Origin of the sequence: Flavobacterium hungaricum, assembly GCF_015182285.1 — a bacterium.
Taxonomy (GTDB): Bacteria; Bacteroidota; Bacteroidia; order Flavobacteriales; family Flavobacteriaceae; genus Flavobacterium; species Flavobacterium hungaricum.
The window spans coordinates 478,174-495,979 of record NZ_PRDM01000003.1 but is presented as its reverse complement, the minus strand read 5'-3'; the positions used below and the strand labels follow the sequence as shown (position 1 = coordinate 495,979).

Annotated in this window: 12 protein-coding genes; 8 read left to right on the top strand and 4 right to left on the bottom strand. The window is 35.3% G+C overall.

Annotation, left to right across the window (positions count from 1 at the left end):
• Positions 1 to 120: 120 nt before the first annotated feature.
• Positions 121 to 1,722, bottom strand: a complete 1,602-nt coding sequence (locus tag C4F50_RS15175; RefSeq protein ID WP_194139500.1) for a Na+/H+ antiporter — start codon at positions 1,720 to 1,722, stop codon at positions 121 to 123.
• 261 nt (positions 1,723 to 1,983) lie between these two features.
• On the opposite strand from C4F50_RS15175, the gene C4F50_RS15170 reads away from it, so the two are divergent.
• Positions 1,984 to 2,952 carry an acyltransferase family protein gene (locus C4F50_RS15170; RefSeq protein WP_194139499.1) on the top strand — a complete coding sequence of 323 codons (969 nt, stop codon included), beginning with the start codon at positions 1,984 to 1,986 and terminating at the stop codon, positions 2,950 to 2,952.
• Positions 2,953 to 3,005: 53 nt separating this feature from the next.
• Here C4F50_RS15170 and C4F50_RS15165 read toward each other — a convergent pair whose 3' ends face one another.
• The gene (locus C4F50_RS15165; RefSeq protein ID WP_194139498.1) at positions 3,006 to 4,700 is read right to left on the bottom strand and encodes a ribonucleoside-diphosphate reductase subunit alpha; all 1,695 of its coding nucleotides are present in this window, start codon (positions 4,698 to 4,700) and stop codon (positions 3,006 to 3,008) included.
• 18 nt (positions 4,701 to 4,718) lie between these two features.
• A complete protein-coding gene (locus C4F50_RS15160; protein ID WP_194139497.1) occupies positions 4,719 to 5,693 on the bottom strand; it encodes a ribonucleotide-diphosphate reductase subunit beta in 975 nt (324 codons plus the stop codon).
• An 829-nt stretch (positions 5,694 to 6,522) separates the two neighbouring features.
• Between C4F50_RS15160 and C4F50_RS15155 the strand changes: the two genes are divergently transcribed.
• The 6 genes from C4F50_RS15155 (at position 6,523) to C4F50_RS15130 (ending at position 16,354) form a co-directional block, all read left to right on the top strand.
• The gene (locus C4F50_RS15155) at positions 6,523 to 8,019 is read left to right on the top strand and encodes an ankyrin repeat domain-containing protein (RefSeq protein WP_194139496.1); all 1,497 of its coding nucleotides are present in this window, start codon (positions 6,523 to 6,525) and stop codon (positions 8,017 to 8,019) included.
• A gap of 216 nt (positions 8,020 to 8,235) precedes the next feature.
• The gene (locus C4F50_RS15150) at positions 8,236 to 8,718 is read left to right on the top strand and encodes a DUF2271 domain-containing protein (RefSeq protein WP_194139495.1); all 483 of its coding nucleotides are present in this window, start codon (positions 8,236 to 8,238) and stop codon (positions 8,716 to 8,718) included.
• Between the two features lie 233 nt (positions 8,719 to 8,951).
• Positions 8,952 to 11,144: a PepSY domain-containing protein gene (locus C4F50_RS15145; RefSeq protein ID WP_194139494.1), complete on the top strand. Its 2,193-nt coding sequence runs from the start codon at positions 8,952 to 8,954 to the stop codon at positions 11,142 to 11,144.
• Positions 11,145 to 11,258: 114 nt separating this feature from the next.
• Positions 11,259 to 12,260: an FAD:protein FMN transferase gene (locus tag C4F50_RS15140; RefSeq protein WP_194139493.1), complete on the top strand. Its 1,002-nt coding sequence runs from the start codon at positions 11,259 to 11,261 to the stop codon at positions 12,258 to 12,260.
• A 333-nt stretch (positions 12,261 to 12,593) separates the two neighbouring features.
• A complete protein-coding gene (locus tag C4F50_RS15135; protein ID WP_194139492.1) occupies positions 12,594 to 14,993 on the top strand; it encodes a TonB-dependent receptor in 2,400 nt (799 codons plus the stop codon).
• A gap of 32 nt (positions 14,994 to 15,025) precedes the next feature.
• A complete protein-coding gene (locus tag C4F50_RS15130) occupies positions 15,026 to 16,354 on the top strand; it encodes a DUF4374 domain-containing protein (RefSeq protein WP_194139491.1) in 1,329 nt (442 codons plus the stop codon).
• Positions 16,355 to 16,450: 96 nt separating this feature from the next.
• Here the strand turns inward: C4F50_RS15130 and C4F50_RS15125 are convergent, their stop codons facing one another.
• A complete protein-coding gene (locus tag C4F50_RS15125; RefSeq protein ID WP_194139490.1) occupies positions 16,451 to 17,326 on the bottom strand; it encodes an NmrA family NAD(P)-binding protein in 876 nt (291 codons plus the stop codon).
• An 82-nt stretch (positions 17,327 to 17,408) separates the two neighbouring features.
• Between C4F50_RS15125 and C4F50_RS15120 the strand changes: the two genes are divergently transcribed.
• Positions 17,409 to 17,774: a winged helix-turn-helix transcriptional regulator gene (locus C4F50_RS15120; protein WP_194139489.1), complete on the top strand. Its 366-nt coding sequence runs from the start codon at positions 17,409 to 17,411 to the stop codon at positions 17,772 to 17,774.
• The last annotated feature ends 32 nt before the right edge of the window (positions 17,775 to 17,806 follow it).

The window sequence follows — 17,806 nt, the reverse complement described above, 5'->3', positions numbered from 1 at the left end:
ACGATTTAGTTTTGAGTGATATGAAAATTCCAGTTTAAAGAGATTAAAAAAAGCTTTGTCAAGATTTTAGATTTACTTGACAAAGCTTTTTTTTTGAATTTAGAATTAGAAAATTAAACTTTAATCCTCATACATTTCCATCCACAAACGGGTTTCTTCCAAATCCAATTCTTTTTCTATTTTTCGGAAAATCTCTTCATTCACAGAACCAGATTTATGCATTGTTTCTAGTTTTGCACGTTCTACATTTAAAAGATCAATTTGGATTTTTGTAAAATCATTAAAAATCTGTCCTCCCATCACGTTTCCTTTCCCAAAGAAATTGGCAGGAAGTTCGGTCTTTTGCAGGCGATTAAATTTTACTTCGTATTTACTTTTTATGTTGTGAAGCAGATCGTCATTCAATAAAGAAAAATTATCTTCAATATGTGCTATAGTTTCTGAAACGATGATGTTTCGAATGTCATATTCTTCGGCAATTATCGAATAAGGCTGTAATTTCATCTTACGAATAATCCACGGAAGTGTCAATCCCTGAATCACTAAAGTGGAAAGTATCACGCAGAAAACGAGATAAATAATCAGGTTTCGAAACGGAAAAGCTTCTGTTGTATTTATGGTTAAAGGCAATGCCAAAGCAGCAGCCATTGACACTACGCCGCGCATTCCCGACCAGCCGAAAATGATCATGTTTCGATAATCAAATTCTTCATTCTCTCTAATTCTTTTACTAAAAAACCTCGGCAACATGGTCGCAGGAATAACCCATAAAAAGCGTACAAGAATTACCACGATACTAACAACGGCTCCCCAGATAAACAATGACATTCCAGAATAATTATCGATGCCGGTAATGATTTCTCTTAATTGAAGTCCGATTAAGATGAAAATTAGTCCGTTTAAAATGTTGGTCAAAACGTTCCAGATTGTTCCCGTCATGATACGGCTTTCGTGTGTAAAAATGATTCCAGAACGCGCAGAAAGAAATAAACCTGTAACTACTACAGCCAAAACTCCCGAACCTTCAAAATGTTCTGCAAGAAGATAAGACGAAAATGGCGTTAATAAAGTCAAAGTCGTTTCGATTACTTCGTCGCAGACAAATCTTTTATGAATATATCCCATCACAAAACCTACTGCCAAACCAATGGCAATCCCGATGATACACATTAAAACGAAATTTAAACCTGCTTCCCAAAGGATAAAATTCCCTGCTGTTATGGCTGTTAAGGCGTATTTATACGCCACCAGACCACTTGCGTCGTTTACTAAACTTTCGCCTTCTAAAATTGCAATCAATCTCGGATTCAATCCTAAACCTTTTGTAATAGAAGCTGCAGAAACCGCGTCGGGAGGCGATACAATTGCACCCAATAAAAAGGCTAACGGCCAGGAAATATCATCTATCAATTCGTGTACTACAACAGCAACGGCAAATGTGGTAAAAAATACTAATCCGACTGCTGCCAGAGTTATGGGCCTAATGGCATGCTTAAAGTCTGACCAGCTGGTATACCATGCAGAATGGTATAATAAAGGCGGTAAAAATATCAGAAATACAACTTCGGGACTGAGCGCTACTACAGGAAGACCCGGAATGATGCTTATAACTACGCCGCACAGGACTAATACAATAGGAATTGGAAAATTATATCTTTTACTAATAAGGCTTAGAAATGCTACGCCAAAAAGCAGCATTATAATTACGGAAATATTCTCCATCTAGAAATGATTTTGGTTTTGGAATCTTTGATTAAATGTGGTGCTAAATTAGTGTTTTTTTGAAATATTTTTTTTTGCCTCGAATTATTACTCATTCTTTTCTGCCGCAAATTCGAGAATCATACTTTATTCCTATTACTGCAAAACTTTGAGCCGATTGAAGTCTAAAGTTTAGATAAAATAATCTTTATTTGCATCGAAAATTGGATCAAAATAAAAAAACGAAATTTAGTTTAAAGCGCGTTAATAGTTATAAAAAATATGGATAGAAAAAACGGAATTGATTTCTTCAGACTCATTGGAGCATTAGCTGTAATGTGCATTCATGCTTCATTTGGAAGCTTAAGCAACGAATATGTTTATACTTTAAGATTGTTTTCGCGCTGGGCTGTTCCATTTTTTTTCCTTGCATCTGGTTTCTTTTTAGGGCCAAAAATTGAACACAATACTCTTGATTTTAAGAGAATACAAAAGAATATAAGCTTGCTGATTTCCATTATAGTAGTGTCTTTTGTAATTTATCTGCCAATATGTTTTAAAACTAAAAGTATGCCTAAAAATATAGTAGATATATTTATAGGCGTTCAGCCTCATTTATGGTTTTTAGGTTCATTATTAACTGGTTATATTGTTATTTGGTATTTGTATTTTATAAAAAAAAGCTGGATACTTCCATACCTTTCTGCAGGTATATTAATTGGGGCATTATTTACGGATTCTTACGACCAATTCATTCATAAAAATTTGGGATTTTTTTCCATTAGGTTTTTATTATCGATTCCATTTATGTACATCGGAATTATGGTTTCCAAAAAACAACCTTTTAAAATTAGCAACACCTTATTAATTGGATTGATTTTATTGGGCTTCATCATCCAATATTTTGAAACAGAAGTATTTTTAAACCTATTTGATTATCCCAAAATAAAACATCAATTTTTATTCGGGACAATAATTTATTCTATTTCTTTATTCATCTTAGCTTCAAAAATAAATCTGCCAGAAAACAGATTTTCAGAATGGGGAAGAAAATATTCGCTTTTTATCTATTTGTATCATCCTTTAATTTATTTCATAATGTTACAAAGTCTTAATAAAATCATTCCTGACTATTCTAATTTTATAATGATGTTTTCTCCAATTATTGGTTTTATCTTCTTAATTATTTTAGCAGTAAATCTGGAGAAATATTTACCTAAACTTTCTAACATCTTAAACGGAAATTTATAAGCTGCAGTATTTTCTATAAAAAAAACCGGATCTATAAGATCCGGTCTTCTATTTTATGATTCGCAGCTGCTGCACGAAACGAGACTTGTTACCAATTCTTTAGAAACACTTTGGCTTCTTTGGTAATACAAACTTTTTACACCTTGCTGCCATGCTTCTATCATTAAGCGGTTTACATCTTTAATCGCCAATTCTGCTGGAATGTTTAGATTTAAACTCTGTCCTTGATCTACAAATTTCTGGCGAATTCCCGCCTGCTGTACAATCTCTAACTGACTGATTTCTTTGAATGTTTTAAAAACATCTTTTTCTTCCTGTGTCAAATCGTTCATGTGCTGTACACTGCCGCCGTTCAGCATAATGCCTCTCCAGACTTCTTCGTTATCTAAACCTTTTTCTTCAAGTAACTTTTTTAGGTATTTGTTTTTACGCATAAAATTACCTTTGCTTAATCCAGCTTTGTAATAATTACTGCTGAAAGGTTCGATTCCCGGCGAAGTCTGTCCTAAAATTGCAGAAGAAGATGTTGTAGGTGCAATGGCCATTGTTGTGGTATTACGTCTTCCGTAACCTTTCAGCAATTCTGGTTCGCCGTAAATTCGGGCTAATTCCTGACTGGCTTTATCGGCTTTGTCACTAATATGTTTGAAAATTTCTGTCGTTTTCATTTTAGCTTCCATTCCTTCAAACGGAATCATGTTTTTCTGTAAATAAGAATGCCATCCTAAAACTCCAAGGCCTAAAGCACGGTGTCTTTTGGCAAATTTATTAGCAGCAGCAAGATAATAGTTGCCTTCTGTTTTTTCTATAAATTCCTGTAAAACGGCATCTAAGAAAAAGATCGCCAATTTTACCGCTTCTGTATCTTTCCATTCTTCATACAATTCTAAATTCATAGAAGAAAGACAGCAGATAAAGGATTCATCAGCTGTTGACGGAAGCATAATCTCACTGCATAAGTTACTCGCATTGATGCGAAGATTTTGATCTTTGTATACCTGTGGTTTATTTTTGTTTACATTATCACTGAAAAATATATAAGGAAGTCCTTTTTGCTGACGGCTTTCGAGAACTTTTGCCCAAATCTGTCTTTTCTCGGCATCGCCATCAATCATTTCCTGCATCCAGTAATCGGGTACGCAGATTCCGGTAAATAGGTTTTGAATTGGGTTTCCGATGCTTTTAATTTTCAAAAACTCCTCAATATCCGGATGATCAACGTCAAGATAAGCTGCAAATGCACCACGGCGCACACCACCTTGCGAAATAGTGTCCATAGCCGTATCAAAAAGTTTCATAAAACTTACTGCACCGCTGCTCTTTCCATTATCTGTTACAGCACTTCCGCGTTCGCGTAATTCTCCAAAATAACCAGAAGTACCGCCTCCAATTTTGGTCTGCATAATCACTTCGCCCAATTTATGCGTAATACCTTCAATCTTGTCTGGAACGTGCACATTAAAACAAGAAATTGGCAGACCACGTTCTGTTCCCATATTGGCCCAAACCGGCGAACTGATACTCATCCAGCCTCTTTCGATCATTTCTACAAAAGACTCTTTCAATTCTGGTTTGTAAAGTCTTTTTGCAGCGGCAGTACAAATTCTGTCAATAGCACCTTCTACCGTTTCTCCTTTTAAAAGATAACCACGGTTTAAGATTTGCTCGCTCTCAGAATTTTTCCACCACATTTTACTATCCGTTGGTGTTTCAAAATTATTTGCTGGGTTGCTGTCTGTCGTATTCATAAATATAATTGGCTTGTATTAAAAAAGGTCGTTTGCTGTAATGCTTTTATCGTGCTTCGTGTATTCTACAGGACGTTTTGCAAAAAAATCGTCTAAACTGTTGGCAAAAACTTCCTCTTCAAACCAAGTCATTTTATTGTATTCGTCTGGAGAAACATTAAAGATGGTTTCGATATTGATTTGTTTTAAACTCTCGTCAATTCTAAATTTCATAAAGTTAACCAAATCCTCTTTTTTGATGGTTTCAATTGCGCCGTCTTCAAAAATCCAATCTAGAATAGCAGCTTCAACACCAATCGATTCTTTTACTGTAGTTCTGATCAATTCTAATGTTTCGGCGTCGAAATATTCTGGAAATTCTTCGCGGATTTTATTGATGATATAAATACCTCCGTTGGCATGAATCTGTTCGTCAATAGAAGTCCAGGCAATAATATTACTTACGTTTTTCATGTAGCCTTTGAATCTTGTAAAAGACAATAGAATAGCGAACTGGCTGAATAACGATACGTTTTCTATCAGAATACTGAACAAAATCAGCGAAACCATATATTTTTGGTTGTCCTGAGATTTAGTATCTTTTAAAACATTAGAAAGATAATCTACACGTTTGCGGATAACTGGAACATCAAGCAGTCTTTCGAATTCGTCATTATAACCTAAAACTTCTAACAAACGAGAATACGCTTCAGAATGTCTGAATTCGCATTCTGCAAAAGTAGTTCCTAACCCGTTGAATTCTGGTTTTGGAAAATGCTCGTATATATTACCCCAAAAACTTTTTACAGCGACCTCAATCTGCGCAATTGCCAAAAGACTGTTTTTGATTGCTGTTTTTTCGGCACCGTTTAAATGGGCATGAAAATCTTGTGTATCGGCAGTAAAATCTACCTCAGTATGTACCCAGTAAGCCTTATTAATGGCTTCTGTAAATTGCAGGACCTCAGGATATTCAAAAGGTTTATAATTGATTCTTTTATCGAAAATGGACATATATATAGAATTTTAAGTGACTTATTTTGTGTAGAAAATCGATCGCATTATAAAATAAAGCAGCTGTGCGTTTTTCTATTAACCACAAATTTAGCCCGCATATATTTTGTTGTCTATTTTTAGATGTTAAAAATCCATTCAATTATCAACAGTTTAAAAATGTCAGAAAAATTCAATTCTCTAAAATTTATCAACAGCGGTTCAGTCTTTCGTAATTAGCAAGCAGCTAACGGGTTCTATATGTTCGCCTCGAAGTTATCAACATGAAAAAAGAGCCCTTTTTGGAACCAATCCGAAAACAGTTATCAACAACCTGTTTTTAAAAATTGAGTTTTAGTGATTTTTTTAAAAGGAAAAAAAAGCCTTTTTATTAATAATAATTCTAAATAGCAATTGTTATTTAGAAGCTGTAAAATCATAATTCATTTTATAACAACTATTTATAAAAAAGAGTGTAAACAGTAAAAATCTTTTCCTTTATAGAAAAAATGATTTAAATCAACTTTAACAGTTAAAATTTGAAAGACGAAATTTGAGATCCAAAAAAAGCTGCATCAGGCTGTACTTTTGTTTTAAAGTTGTTGTTTCTGATAATCATAAAGAAGGATTCAAATTCTGATTTTCTGTTATAAATTAAATAAAAATTAAAATTAGCTTAAGGCTTCCTTAAAATACAGATTAAACAACACAAAATCCCGATTTAGTCCAAATAATAATTGGTTTAAGAATATAAATTTTTACTTTTGCTTTATTTTTATTTATTCTAAATAGAAGAATATAAAGAACAAAAATTGTCCAAAAACAATTCAACAACCCTAAACATAACAATATGAAAAAGAATCTTTTTGTTTCTTTAGCATTAGCAGCAACTCTATTGGTTAGTGCACAGCAAAAAAATAGTCTTTTGGAGGCTTCTTTCTGGAAAACGGCTCCAGATGTCAATACCGTTAAATCTGAAATCGCAAAAGGAAACAATCCTGCAGAAGCCAACAGCAATGCTTTTGACGTTACTACATTGGCAATCAACAATGATGCGCCGATAGAAACGATAAAATTTTTAATTGACCAGCCGGGAAATTCAATCACCAAATTAACACACGACAATCGTATTTATTTACATTGGGCCGCTTATAGAGGAAATACCGAATTGGTACAGTATCTTATTACAAAAGGTTCTGATGTAAATTTTGAAGACAGCCATGGAACAGCTCCTGCAGATTTTGCTGCTTCAAACGGGCAGGCCAATCCAGCGATGTACGATGCATTTTTTAAGGCAGGTATTAATCCGGCCAAAAAATATACAAATGGTGCCAACCTTTTACTTTTGGCGATTGCTTCTGATAAAGATTTAAAAGCTGCTGCATACTTTGAAACTAAAGGAATGTCTCTTAAAGATGTTGACGCTAACGGAAATACTGCTTTTACCTACGCTTCAAGATCTGGGAATATTGCACTTTTGAAAAAACTTATTGAAAAAGGAATTAAACCCACTGACGAAGCACTTTTGATTGCAGCTCAAGGAAGCCGCAGAGAAACCAATACTCTTGAAACTTATAAATATTTGGTTGAAGAAGTAAAATTGAAACCGGCTGCGCAGAACAAAGCGGGCCAGAATGTATTGCATATTTTAGCTGGAAAACCAAATCAGACGGAAATTATTAAATATTTCTTAGACAAAGGTGTTGATGTGAACAAAGCGGATAAAGAAGGAAATACGCCTGTTATGACAGCCGCTTCGGCAAGAGAAACTGCTGTTTTAGAATTGTTTATTCCGAAAGCTAAAAACTTAAATGTTCAAAATTTAAAAGGCGAATCGGCTTTGACAAAAGCGGTGCAATACGGAACTCCAGAAGCTGTAAGTTTACTTTTGGCTAAAGGCGCAGATGTAAATGTAAAGGATAAAGACGGAAATAATCTAGGCGTATATTTGGTACAATCTTATCGTCCGGCTGGAAGAGAAAGAGAAACTCCAAAACAAGATCCGTTTGATGCTAAAGCAAAATTACTTCAGGATAAGGGATTAAATTTAGCTGCAGCTCAAAAAGATGGAAATACTTTATATCATTTAGCAATTACTAAAAATGATGTTGCGCTACTTAAAAAAATCACTGATTTAAAAGTTGATATTAATGCTAAAAACAAAGATGGTTTAACTGCTCTGCACAGAGCTGCAATGACTTCTAAAGATGATTCGATTTTAAAATACCTGGTTTCGGCTGGCGCTAAAAAAGACATCAGTACAGAATTTGACGAAACAGCTTACGCTTTAGCTAAAGAAAATGAACTGCTTACAAAAGGCAACATTTCTGTTGAATTTTTAAAATAAAAACAAAGAATTAATATTCAATATTTGAAATTCCAAATTCCAAACTTTACATTTGGAAATTGAAGTTAAAAGTTAGAAGTTAAGAGTAATGAGCGAGCGGTTATGAGTGCGAAGTTTGCAGCTGTGATTTTATCACATACGCATAACTAATAACACATAACTTCTCTTTCTTAACTCTTAACTTCTTCCCCTTAACCCATAACTTAAAAATAAAAAATGAAATCTATATTAAAAATTACCCTTACAAGCGCTTTTATCTTTTTACTTTCTTTCAATTCTAATGCCCAGTCAAGCAAATACAAATGCATGCTGCAAATGAATAATTATATGGGAGAAGGTGCTTATATCGTAGTGTCGCTTATTAATGCAAACGGCGAATACGAAAAAACACTTTATGTAATGGGTGATGATAAAAAGTGGTACAAATCATTAAAAGAATGGAATAAATTCCACACTCAGAAAGCAGAAGATATCAGTGCAAAAACGGGTGCTTCTGTAACTGGAGGCGATCGCAGTGTAACCACTTTTGAGATTGAAAATTCTAAAATCAATAAAGGATATAAATTACGTTTTGAATCGGCTGTTGAAGATCAGAAATATTATGTAAGTGATCTTGAAGTGGCGCTGACAACAGAAGGTCTTGCTGATAAAACAGACGGAAAAGGCTACATTAAATATGTAAAACTTATTAAAATATAATCTTTAAGCACAGTAAATTAGAACGCTGCTAAAGTGGATTTACTTCGTAAGAACGCAGATTTACACGGATTTTTTATTTTGAAAATAAAATCTAGCTTAATTATAAATCTAAAAAATCCGTGCAAAGCCGCGTTTTCGTGATAACGAATTCGTTTTAGCCGCTTTAAAATATAAACTTTATTAATTTCAAATAATAACTGAAATAAATACTTTTCCATTCTAGAATACATTCCATGACTCTTTCTTTCTGGCGTTACACACACTTGGCTTTGGCCTTGTTTTCTTCTCTTTTTTTGATTTTAGCTTCGGTAACCGGAATTATTCTATCGGTCGATGCGGTACAAGAAAAAACACTGCCATACAAAGCAGCAGATTTTGACAAACTGACTTTGGGAGAAACCCTTCCGATCCTAAAAAAATCGTACATGGAAATTACCGAATTAAGTGTCGATTACAATCAGTTTGTAACCCTTAAAGCACTTGATGAAGACGGAAATGATATTAATGCTTACATAGATCCTAAAACAGGAAAAGAATTAGGAAAACCAGTAAAGAAAAGTGAATTTATTCAGTGGGTTACCAGTCTGCACCGCTCTTTGTTTCTGCACGAAACAGGACGTTTTTTTGTTGGGGTCATTTCGTTTCTTTTATTTTTAATTGCCATTTCGGGTTTTGTTTTGGTTTTAAAAAGACAAAAAGGGATCCGCAATTTCTTTTCAAAAGTCATCAAAGAATATTTTGCTCAATATTATCATGTTATTTTAGGAAGAATTGCTTTGATTCCGATTTTGGCAATTGCGGTAACAGGAACTTATTTGTCTTTAGAACGATTTAATTTCTTTATGCCTAAAGATGAAAAAGTAAAAGAAGTCAAAACATCAGAAGCAGATTTAACCAAAAATAATAAAGAAAACTTCTTTAAAAACACACTTTTGAGTGATGTTAAAAAAATTGAATTCCCTTTTACAGACGATCCAGAAGAGTATTTTATTATTGAATTAAAAGACCGTGAAGTCGAAGTCAATCAAGGAACTGGATTGGTTACTTCTGAAAAACTTTCGCCTGTGAGAACCCAATTGGGTGCTTTGAGCCTTGATCTTCATACTGGAAGAATTAATGCAATTTGGGCTGTTATATTAGGATTGGCTTGTATCAATATTTTATTCTTTATTTACTCCGGATTTGCTATTACCTTAAAAAGAAGAGCAAGCCGCATTAAGAATAAATTTAAAGCCAGCGAAAGTAAATACATCTTACTCGCAGGGTCAGAAAACGGAAGTTCGCTGCGTTTTGCCAATGCGATTCAGAAACAATTAATTGCGGCGGGAGAAAAAGTATTTTTGTCCGAGTTAAACAGTTTTAAGACTTTTCCGAAAGCCGAACATATTATCGTTTTTACCTCTACACATGGCTTAGGTGATGCACCTTCTAACGGAAATAAATTTATTTCGATCCTTAAAAAACATTCGCAAGAACATAAAACTAAATTTTCTGTGATCGGTTTTGGTTCTAAAGCCTATCCTGATTTTTGCGGTTTTGCAAAGAAAGTAGATCATTTATTAGAAAATCAAACTTGGGCAGAACGTTTTTTACCAATGCAGACCGTCAACGACAAATCGGCTGAAGAATTTGTAGAATGGACTAAATTATGGAATTCTAAAAGTGCTCTTGTTTTATCGCAGACTCCATCTGTTTATAATCAGGTGCCTAAAGGATTGGAAAAATTACTGGTTTTAGATAAAACACCAATTTCTGATACCGAACATACATTTTTGTTAACGCTTCGTGCCGGCAGCAGAACCAAATTTACTTCTGGAGATTTACTGGCGGTTTATCCCGCAAACGACAATCGCGAACGCCTCTACTCTATCGGGAAACATACCGGAAACATACAGCTCGTTGTAAAACTGCATCCATTTGGTCTGGGTTCTGGTTATTTGAACAAATTAGAACCGGGAGATACTATAAAAGCACGGATTCTTAAAAACGCTGCATTTCATCTTCCTAAAAAAGCGCCAAAAGCTGCCTTTATATCCAACGGAACCGGAATTGCCCCTTTCCTTGGAATGATTGAACAGAATAAAGCGAAAACCGAATTTCATTTGTACAGCGGTTTCAGAATGGTTACGCCGACACTTTTGGCTTACCAGAAGTTTGCTGGAATTATGATTCAGAAAGAACACTTAGAGAATTTTCATGTGGCGCTTTCGCGTGAAGCAGAACATATTTATGTAATGGATTTGATAAAACGTGATGCAAACTTTTTTATCCGCCTCTTACAACAAGGCGGCGTGATTATGATTTGTGGTTCGCTCCAAATGCAAAACGATGTTGAAAATATTCTGGACGAACTCTGCTTAACTTCAAATTCTAAAAATATTACAGAATACAAACGCAGCGGTCAGATCTTAACGGATTGTTATTAATGTAATTGCTTAAATTGCACGCGGATAACACGGATTCATTATCGCGAAGGCACTGAAAAAAAGATTTTTAAATCTGTGAAAATTCGCATCATCATCGTCTGAAAAACTGATCTTATGACAAATCCTCAAAAAACGATAATTCTAATAATGTTGTTTTGTGCATTTCCGTTAAGCGGACAGGTTTTGCGCAAAAAAACGACGCTTTTAATGGGCGGGCGTTTTGATATTTCGATTGTTGCCAAAGATTCTGCAACGGCGAGTCAGAAAATTGAGGAAGTTATTGCTGAGATTACTAGAATTGAAAACTTAATTTCTGATTGGAAACCGGATTCGCAGGTTTCTCAAGTCAATCAGAATTCGGGGATAAAACCCATAAAAGTCGATCGTGAGGTTTTTGAATTGACGCAGAGAGCCATCAAACTTTCTGAAATTACCAACGGCGGTTTTGATATCAGTTTTGCGGCAATGGACCGTATTTGGAAATTTGACGGCTCGATGACCGAAATGCCTTCGGCGGAAGCCATCAAAAAATCGGTAGAAAAAGTAGGCTACAAAAATATTGTTCTGGACAGCGGTGCGTCTACTATTTTTCTAAAAATCAAAGGCATGAAAATTGGTTTTGGCGCTCTAGGAGAAGGTTACGCAACAGACAAATGCCGTGACATGATGCTTTCTCAAGGAATTAAGGCCGGAATTATAAACGGCTCGGGCGACATGAGTACTTGGGGAAAACAACCGAATGGTTCGCCTTGGAAAATCGGAATCACGAATCCGTTTAAGCCTGAAAAAGTTTTAGCGGTTGTGCCGTTAGAACAAGAAGCGGTTACGACTTCGGGCAGCTATGAAAAATTTGTCGTTTTTAACGGAAAACGATATTCGCATATTATAAATCCCGCAACAGGATATCCCGCAACGGGTTTGTGCAGCGTGACCGTCTTTGGTCCAAATGCCGAAACCGCCAACGGATTGAGTACTTCTATTATGGTTTTGGGTCAGAAAGAAGGTCTGGCTTTACTTCAAAAATTTCCAGAATACAGCTGCTTACTGATTACGGATAAAGGAAAAGTGATTAAATCTGCTAATTTTAAAATTAAAGATTTCAAGACTAAATTTTAGAATAAATAAACCCTATAAGCAGTATAAGTTCATTTAAACTGTTTGATTATTTAACCGCAAAGAACACCAAGAATTACGCAAAGTTCGCAAAGTTTTATTGATAAAGCTTTGCGAACTTTTCGTTTATAAACAGAAAGCAACTATAAATATTTGCGCTCTTTGCGTTTAAAAAACAGCTCGTTACATAAAAATTCAAACGACTTTCTATAACTTATAGGATTCAAAAATCCAACATTAAAACCTCTAATGTAAATCTAATAATCTTCTAATAGCTTTATTTAGATTAAATATAAATTATCATATAAGTTTGCTGCACTTTATTCGCAGACTAACATGAGATTATTTCTACTTCTATTTTTTATTACTATTACAAGCTGGTCACAAACCGGAACTATTTCTGGAAAAGTTTCTTACAGCCAAAACGAATTGGCTTTTGGCGCTACCGTTTCGATCAAAGGAACTCAAAAATATACTATCGTAGACGATAACGGTCGTTTTGAAATTAAAGGTGTTGCTTACGGCGCCTATATTTTAGAAATTACTTCTATGGAAGCGCAGCCGAAAACTACGAAAGTTATTCTTAATAAACCCACTTTAGAACTTCATATTTCATTACAGCGAAACGATGCCAGATCGCTAAAAGAAGTGGTGCTGCAGAAGAAATCAATAAAAAAAGAAATTGTAGAAAAAGGGTTTTCTGTAAACGTGATCGAAACACAGGAGGCGGCTAAAAGAAATATTCAAACCAACGATTTATTAGGACAATCTGCCGGAGTCCGTATTCGACAAAATGGCGGATTAGGTTCTAATGTTACCTACAATTTGAATGGGATGAGCGGCAATGCTATCAGAATCTTTATCGATGGAATTCCGATCTCGACTTACGGTTCTTCTTTTAACTTAAACAGTATTCCGCCGGCTTTAATAGAGCGTATTGAAGTTTACAAAGGCGTTATTCCGGCTCATTTAGCCGATGATGCCTTGGGAGGTGCGATTAATGTTATATTAAAAAAAGGAGCCAAAAACACCTTAAACGCCTCTGTATCTTACGGATCATTTAATACAATTCAGTCTAATTTTAATACAACATACCGTGACAAATCTGGTTTTACGCTTAAGGGGTCAGGCTTTTATAATTACTCTGATAATAATTATGAAATCTGGGGAAAGTTTGCACGAGACATTCAGCCAGACGGTCAGATGATCCCGATAAGAGCCAAACGTTTTAATGATGCGTATCGTTCTTACGGCGGCCGTTTTGAACTTGGATTTACTGATGTGGAATGGGCGGACACTTTCTTGGTCGGCATCAATATGTCTGACGATTACAACGAAATTCAGCATGGACAGGCCATGTCAACTCCTTACAAAGGTAGATTTACAGAAGCAGATGCCCGAGTAATAAGTATTAATTATGCTAAAAAAGATTTTATAGTAAAAGGATTGGAATTTAACATTAATTCTGTTTTTAGTCAACGAAATGAAGTTGTAAACGATACTGTAAAATGGAATTACAACTGGTTTAATGAAAAGGTAATTGGACTTAAAGGTCTTCCTATCTTAACGCCAAACGGTGCACAACAAGGAGCTCCAACGATTCTTCATCTTAACAATAAAATTTTTAGTACAAGAGCGGGTTTAAATTATACTGTAAATGAAAATCACAGATTTGTATTCAGTACGATGCTTTACTCTTTTATGAGAAATGATTTTGATGAAATGAAATCGGAACTGGAAAGAAATTTTCAGCAAAAACGTGATCTGCAAAAAAACATTTTATCGTTTGCCTACGAGTTTGAGGGTTTGGGTTCCCGTTTAAGAACGAATCTTTTTGGTAAAAGATACAATCAAAAAAATGAACAGAGAACTCCTGTCGTCACAACAGTAAACGGCCAGACAACAATTACGGAAAACTTTGAAAGTAACAATACCACTTATTACGGTTACGGACTTGCGGCATCTTATTTCATTTTACCCAAATTGATGTTTTCGACATCTGCAGAAAAAGCCATCAGACTTCCTTCTGAAAATGAAATATTCGGTAATCCAGGAGAGAATCAAACTCAAAACAGTTCATTAAAACCAGAACAGAGCAATAATCTAAATGTGGGACTGCGATTTGGTCCTTTTAAAGTTAACGAACACAAATTCAGATTTGGGGGTTCTGGATTTTGGAGAAACTCTAAGGATAAAATTGTTCGTCAATTCAGTACAAGAGTTAATGAAGCTTTGCAGGCGACGCCGTCTGTCAATATGGGAACGGCACAATCGCTTGGCTACGAGGCTTCGTTAGAATATTCGAACAAGAATAAATTGTTCTTATCCATGAATATGTCAAAATTTAACTCTCTTTTTAAAGACAAATACGATAAAAACGGAGCGATCTACGATCATTATAATAAACGATATCCCAATGAACCTTACTTTATAATTAATGCAAATGCACAATACAATTTTAAAAATGTACTGCAGGAAAAGTCAGAATTGAATCTGTATTACAATTTTAGTTATGTCGCTGAATTTTATACTACCTGGCTTAATACTGAAATGGATAAAACACCTTCTCAATTTCCTCATGACTTAGGTTTGAGCTACACATTTCCGAGCAGAAAGTATATTGTAAGTTTTGATGCTAAAAACATAACCAACGAACAGGTTTACGACAATTTTGCTGTTCAAAAACCTGGAAGAGCTTTCTATTTAAAAGTAAACTACATCCTTAACAAATTTTAGTAACTCATTAATTAATTCTAAATATAATAAATATGAAAAAAGGTACATTCAAACTACTTGCCTGTGGATTGGTTTTTACCACGTTTGCGCTAACAAGCTGCAGCAGTGATGACAATAAAGCTGCTGAAGTTCCTGTAGATCCAACTGCAGACAGATGGATAACAGTAGCCGGAGCTATCATGCAGACTAATCCTGGAGACGGAGACGGCGGCACAAAAGTATTCTCTGTAAGCAAAAAAGATGCTAAAAATCCAGACGTTTCTATTAATGCTTATGATAACGGAGAACCTGTACAGTCAAGCAGAACTGCACGTTTACAGTCTTCTGTAGATGGAAAAACACTTTTTAATATTACCTATACAGGTGCAAATGGAGGTCAATTTATGACTTACAATGTAAATGGAGGTAAAAACTTCGTACAATCAGGACAGACTGTAAGTATTGCGCAATATGCAGGAGCATCACCAAGATGGGTTAAACTTTTTGATGGTGACAAAACGGGTGTAGCGGTAAATGTAACTGCTCCTGTTGTAGTAACTGAGGCTGACGGAAAAACATACAAGCATACAAGAGGTACTGCAACGGTATTGACTTTAGATTTCTTAGGAATTAAAATTGCAAATTATGAGCAGTATCAAATTCCTTTATCTCCAGCTGAAGAAGCTTTAGGGCACCACGTTTTTCGTTTAGATGCTCCGACATTAAACAAAGCTGGAAACAAATTAATCATCGGAACATGGATGCGTAAAACCAATCCTGCTACTGCTGCAAACGAAAGTAATTTTGAGCGTTTAGGATCTAAATCTCTTGTGGTTGATTATCCTTCATTAGAAAATCCAAAATTTATTACTTCTACAGTTGGTTTTGGTGATACAAGCGGTTACAGAAGTTTTAACAGCTTTGTGGCAAATGACGGAAACATCTATCAAGCTACGCAGAGAGATACTAAAAATGGTTCTTATATCTTAAAAATTGACCAAAATAATGAATACGACAACTCATACGTCTTCAGTTTAGACACTGCACTTGGAGTTAAAGGTTCTTATATTGATGCTTGGAGATATGTTGCCAACGGAATTGCCTATGCTGTTTACCATCATGAAGGAAGCGATCAAGGTTTTGTAGCAAGAATCGACCTTAATGCAAAAACTGCAAAATTGGTAGACGGAATTGCTTATGATGCTGATTTAAATTTTGGTCAGTACCAAGGTTTTGTAGTAGATGGAAACGAAATTTATATTGCTGTTACTCCAGTTGGTAAAGATGGAAATATCTATATCATTGATTCTGTTACCGGCGCTGTTACAAAAGGAGCCAAATTGGTTAACAAACCAGGAAACCACTATATCGGAGTATTCTAAAAATTTACAGTTTTAAAAGACTGTATGAATCCTTGAGTTTTTTTTTAAATGACAATCCGCTCTGAATTAATGAGCGGATTGTTTTTTTTATAGGAATTAGAATTTTGAAGCAAATTCTTTTGCAAAATCTTCTAATTTGATTTTACCGTCTACCGAAAAATTATTGTTTAAGAAATCGGCACTGATTTTACCGCTTCTTAATCCTGAACCCATTTCGGTATACAGACCAGCCATTTCTTCTGGTAAACCAGCCTGAGTCATACCGCCAAAAGATTGTTCGTCTGTAAACTCAACCCAGGGAAGTTCTGGTTTTGAAATTGCAGCTCCAAATGTTTTTACAATTTCTGAAGGCGTTTTTACATCGCTGATAATATAACGAATGTTTTTTCCTTCTTGAGCTTTTTGTAACTCTTCGGCAGCAGCCCAAGCAATATCTTCTGGATGCACTAACGGAATTTGCAATGATGCTGGAAAATTACCTCCCATAATCCCCGCTCCTTTTATCATCGGAATATCATTGTAGAAATTAATGTAGAAATAACCCGCTCTCAAGAAAGTGATTGAAGCATCAAGATTTTCGTATAATTTCTCAATTTGATGCAGTCCAGCAATCGGACCAGTCCCGCTCTCTAAGTCGGCTCCGATGCTGCTTAACATTACGACTCTCTTAATGTCGGCTTCTTGTATCGCTTTCGCGAAAGCGCTGCCTGCCGCAACTGTATTTTTGATAATGTTTTGGCCGCCCATGTTTGGAGGCGTCATTGCAAAAAGGGCATCCGCACCGCTAAAAGTCTGTTGTAAAAAATCGGCATCGCTTACAGAACCAATCGCAGCTTTTGCTCCCAGATTTTCGATTGCTGTTTTTCTGTCTGCACTGCTGCTGATCACTGTAACATCATGACCCGATTGTACTAATTGTGCCGTTAATGGCTTTCCTATGTTTCCTAATGAACCTGAAATTATAATTTTCATCTTTAAATGTTTTTTTATTTGAGAAGACAAAGGTATATTTGTACTTACTTTTATACAAGTACTTACCCTAAAGTATGTAACTATGACAGCAATTAAAGAATCCTCTACTATTCAGGAAAATAAGCAGTATGCGCTGGAAAAATGCCCTGTAACTTTTGTTATGGAAAAAATAGGCGGTTATTGGAAACCTATTATTCTCTATCATTTATCGACTGGAGATAAGCGTTACAGCGAACTAAAAAGAGCTATTCCAGCCGTAACCGAGAAAATGCTGATTCAGCATCTCAAACAGTTAGAAGCCGATGGTTTGGTCATTCGCGAAGCAAAACCCGTTGTGCCGCCGTTTGTAACGTATAAATTGAGCAGTGCCGGAACGGGTCTATTGCCGGTTATTGATGCGATGGCTGCGTGGGCTTTTAAAGTAAAAGACGGCATCTATAACATTTAATAGACACCGCCTTTCTTCAAAACAAACAAATA